The sequence below is a fragment of the Gemmiger formicilis genome, from assembly GCF_016901605.1.
Classification (GTDB): Bacteria; Bacillota; Clostridia; order Oscillospirales; family Ruminococcaceae; genus Gemmiger; species Gemmiger formicilis_B.
In genome coordinates this window covers 1-265 of record NZ_JACJKP010000638.1, presented here as the reverse complement: position 1 = coordinate 265, position 265 = coordinate 1, and the positions used below count along the sequence as shown (strand labels likewise).

Below are 265 nucleotides of genomic sequence, written 5' to 3'. Positions count from 1 at the left end.
CGTTTAAGCCAGCGCGCCAAAGGCCCCGATGCCGACATTCTGCTGTTCCAGATTGCACTGTTGGAAGACGAGTCCTTCACCAATGAAATTGGTGATTACATAGCTGCCGGTGCCGGCGGCGCCGCCGCCGTAGAACGCGCCGAACAGATTTTTGCCGGCCGCCTGAACAATGTGGACGACGAATACATCCGGGAGCGCAGCGTCGATGTATGTGACGTCTGCCGCCGCGTCGTGGATATTCTGGACGGGCGGCCACGCCGTCGCC

At 60.8% G+C, this 265-nt stretch carries 1 protein-coding gene; it reads left to right on the top strand.

The annotated features are described in order from the left end of the window. The coding region (locus H6B10_RS16265) for a phosphoenolpyruvate-utilizing N-terminal domain-containing protein (RefSeq protein WP_275951108.1) at window positions 1–265 on the top strand (265 nt) is incomplete at both ends.